This window comes from Sphingosinicella sp. (genome assembly GCF_052387495.1).
Classification (GTDB): Bacteria; Pseudomonadota; Alphaproteobacteria; order Sphingomonadales; family Sphingomonadaceae; genus Allosphingosinicella.
The window spans coordinates 1-3082 of record NZ_JBQTJC010000110.1 but is presented as its reverse complement, the minus strand read 5'-3'; the positions used below and the strand labels follow the sequence as shown (position 1 = coordinate 3082).

The following is a 3082-nucleotide window of genomic DNA, read 5'->3' as shown; positions in this document are numbered from 1 at the left end:
GCTCGAGACGCTGCGGCGCAGGACGTCGCTGTAGTCGATCACGTACGTGTCGAGCCGGTCCATCAGCTTGACGTGGCGCGCGCTGCAGTAGTTGTAGGCGATCACGGCGGGGATCGCGGCGAACAGGCCCAAGGCGGTTGCGAACAGGGCCTCGGCGATGCCGGGCGCGACCACGGCGAGGCTGGTGCTTTGCTGCCCCGCAATGTCGGAGAAGCTGCGCATGATCCCCCAGACGGTGCCGAACAGGCCGACGAAGGGCGCCACCGAGCCAACCGTCGCGAGGATGTTGAGCCGCCCCGCGAGGCGGTCCGTCTCCGCCGCCACGGCCGAGTGAAGCGCGACGGCAAGGCGCGACCGCGTCCCCTCCCGGTCGACCGACCGCCCGGCGGTCGAGCGGCGCCATTCGGCGATGCCCGCCGCGAGCACCTTCGAGGCCGGCTGCTCCTCGCGGCCGCGCAGCTCGTAGAAGGCGTCGATATCCTCCGCCTTCCAGAAATCGCGCTCGAACCGTTCGCTCTCTCGCACGGTGTTGCGGAGCTTCATCCACTGGCCGACGATGATCGTCCAGGTCCAGATGCTCGCCGCGAGCAGGCCGATCATCACCGACTTGACGACGATATCCGCCTGCAGAAACAGCGCCACCGGCGACATCGCGTCGCCCGAAAGTCCCAAATCCCCCACTAGGCTCCTTCCCTCTTCAGCCGTTCGAACCGCTCCACCCAGTCGCGCGGCTGGCGCTTCGGCCGGCCGTTCGGCGCGACGAAGGCGGCCGTGATCATTGCGTCGGCCAGCATGGCCGTTCCGCGCATGACTCGCTGATGAATGACGCAGCTCGCGCCGCGAACTTCCTCGATGGTGCTGAGAATGAGCAACGCATCGTCGAGCCTGGCCGAGCCGCGGTACTTGATGTGGGCTTCGGTCACGACATAGACGCCGTCGCCGGCCTCCAGCGCTCCGCGCTGGTCGATGCCCGCCGCGCGGAGCATGTCGGACCGCGCTCTTTCCATATATTTCAGGTAATTGGCATAATAGACAATGCCCGCCGTGTCCGTGTCCTCGAAATAGACACGGATCGCGAAATGATGGGTCGTCCCCCGCCAGGCGCCCGCATAGGGCTGATCGACATCGCCGGTCACGGGCGCGGGCTTAACCGTGGCGGCCGGGGGACGAAACCCCGTGGAAACGCGCAGAGACGAAGCGAGCCGATTTTGCGTTCAGGGCCGGCGGGCGCGGGCGAGATAGGCGTCGCGCTGCGCCGCCACCGCCCGGATCAGGTCACCCTGGGCGAGGTGGACGTCGACGAGATGAATGCCCCAGCCCGGCGCCGGCTGGCCCAAGAGTCGGACATCTCCCGGGATCTGATCGGTGCGGGCGTCAGCGGGATCGGCATTCACGCGGACTGCGAGATAGCCGAGCGGCCCCTCGGTCACGCAGGCGGCGGAGACCAGCCCTTCGGTGCGCAGGAAGGGCGTCGGCGGCGGGCCTTCGGACGACCATAGGATCGCATCGGCGCCGCCGCTCGGCGAGGCGGTGAACCAATAGCTGTCGAGCGGCACCGAGGCCGCGCTGCCGAGCGCGGCGGGGTTGGTGCAGCCGACCGTATGACCGGGCCGCGCGGCGCGGCCGACGAAGGCGACGGGAGGCGGCGGCGCCTCGGCGCGGAAGGAGACGTAGGTGATTACGCAGCCGGTCTCGCCGGGGCGCGTGCACAACGGCGTGCGCTGGAGGCTGCCGCCGGTCAGCCGACCCTCGGGCACCTCGACATTGTAGCCGATCAGCAGCGCCGAGAGCATCCGCGCCGCCTCGGGCCGGCCCTCGATCTCGTCGGCGAGCAGACGAATGAGGTGGATCGTGCCCTGGCTGTGGCCGATCAGGACGAACGGCCGCCCCTGATTGTGTTGGGCGAGATAGTGGCGCCAGGCGGCGGCGACGTCGCGATAGGCGAAATCGGCGACGGCGGTCATGTCCTGGCCCGCGGCGACCGCCATGACGCTGCGCAACGTCCCCTGCCGGTAGAGCGGCGCATAGGTCCGGCAGACTGAGGCGAAGCGGGCGAACTGGACGGCGGCGGCGGAATTCTCCTCCGGCCCGGCGTTCATATCGCTGTTCAACTCCGGATCGCGCGAGACGGTGGGGTAGACGTAGAAGCAGTCGATCGGCGGATCGGCGGCGGGGACGGCCGCGCCATTCGCGCCGTAGCCGTTCGGATTGAGCGCCGTCGTCGGTAGCGGCCGGCCGCAGGCGTCCTGCCGTCCGGGAAGACAGAGCCAGCTGGCGTCGTTCGAATAATCGACCGCCGGCGCCTCGGCGGGCGGCTGCGCCAGAGCGGGCGATCCGGCCAGGGCCAGCGCCAATGCGAGCAGTCTCTTCATCCCCTCCCCCTTCATTTTCCGTCGAACAGGCCCGCCTGCCCCTTCGGCTGCGGCAGGCCGAGGTGGGTCCAGCCGGGGCCGTTGAGGCAGCGGCCGCGGGCGGTGCGCGCGATCAGGCCCAGTTGGATCAGGAAAGGCTCGATCACCTCCTCGATCGTGTCGCGCGGCTCCGAGAGGCCGGCGGCGAGCGTCTCGACGCCGACCGGGCCGCCGCGATAGATGTCGGCGATCATCATGAGGTAGCGCCGGTCCATCGCGTCGAGGCCGAGCTGGTCGACCTCCATCCGGTTGAGCGCGGCGTCGGCGACGGTGGCGCTGACCTCCGCCTCGCCGCCCGATTGAGCGAAATCGCGGACGCGGCGGAGCAGCCGCCCGGCGATGCGCGGCGTCCCGCGCGAGCGCTTCGCCACCTCCTTCGCGCCGTCGTCGGTGAGGGCGAGGCCGAGCAGCCGCGCGGCGCGGCGGACGACCTGCTCGAGCTCGTCCACGGCGTAGAAATTGAGCCGCACCGGAATGCCGAAGCGGTCGCGCAAGGGGGTGGTGATCAGCCCCTGCCGCGTGGTCGCGCCGACCAGGGTGAATGTGGGCAGGTCGATCCGCACCGAGCGCGCCGACGGCCCCTCGCCGATCATCAGATCGAGGACGCGGTCCTCCATCGCCGGATAGAGGATCTCCTCGACCGCGGGCGCGAGACGATGAATCTCGTCGAT

At 69.8% G+C, this 3082-nt stretch carries 4 protein-coding genes; all 4 read right to left on the bottom strand.

Annotated features, from left to right (window positions below; translation table 11 throughout):
* A partial coding sequence (tolQ, locus tag ACT4N8_RS06150; RefSeq protein WP_444857256.1) for a protein TolQ occupies nucleotides 1-651 on the bottom strand: 651 nt, incomplete at its 3' end.
* A 29-nt stretch (nucleotides 652-680) separates the two neighbouring features.
* The gene (locus tag ACT4N8_RS06145) at nucleotides 681-1136 is read right to left on the bottom strand and encodes a YbgC/FadM family acyl-CoA thioesterase (RefSeq protein WP_444857255.1); all 456 of its coding nucleotides are present in this window, start codon (nucleotides 1134-1136) and stop codon (nucleotides 681-683) included.
* 78 nt (nucleotides 1137-1214) lie between these two features.
* Nucleotides 1215-2372 carry a DUF3089 domain-containing protein gene (locus ACT4N8_RS06140; RefSeq protein ID WP_444857254.1) on the bottom strand — a complete coding sequence of 386 codons (1158 nt, stop codon included), beginning with the start codon at nucleotides 2370-2372 and terminating at the stop codon, nucleotides 1215-1217.
* Between the two features lie 11 nt (nucleotides 2373-2383).
* On the bottom strand, nucleotides 2384-3082 hold a 699-nt coding region (ruvB, locus tag ACT4N8_RS06135; protein ID WP_444857253.1), incomplete at its 5' end, for a Holliday junction branch migration DNA helicase RuvB.

Excerpts from the sequence above, each read along its gene's own strand:
- ACT4N8_RS06140 (WP_444857254.1), bottom strand. The coding sequence starts at position 2,372 with ATGAAGAGACTGCTCGCATTGGCGCTGGCCCTGGCCGGATCGCCCGCT.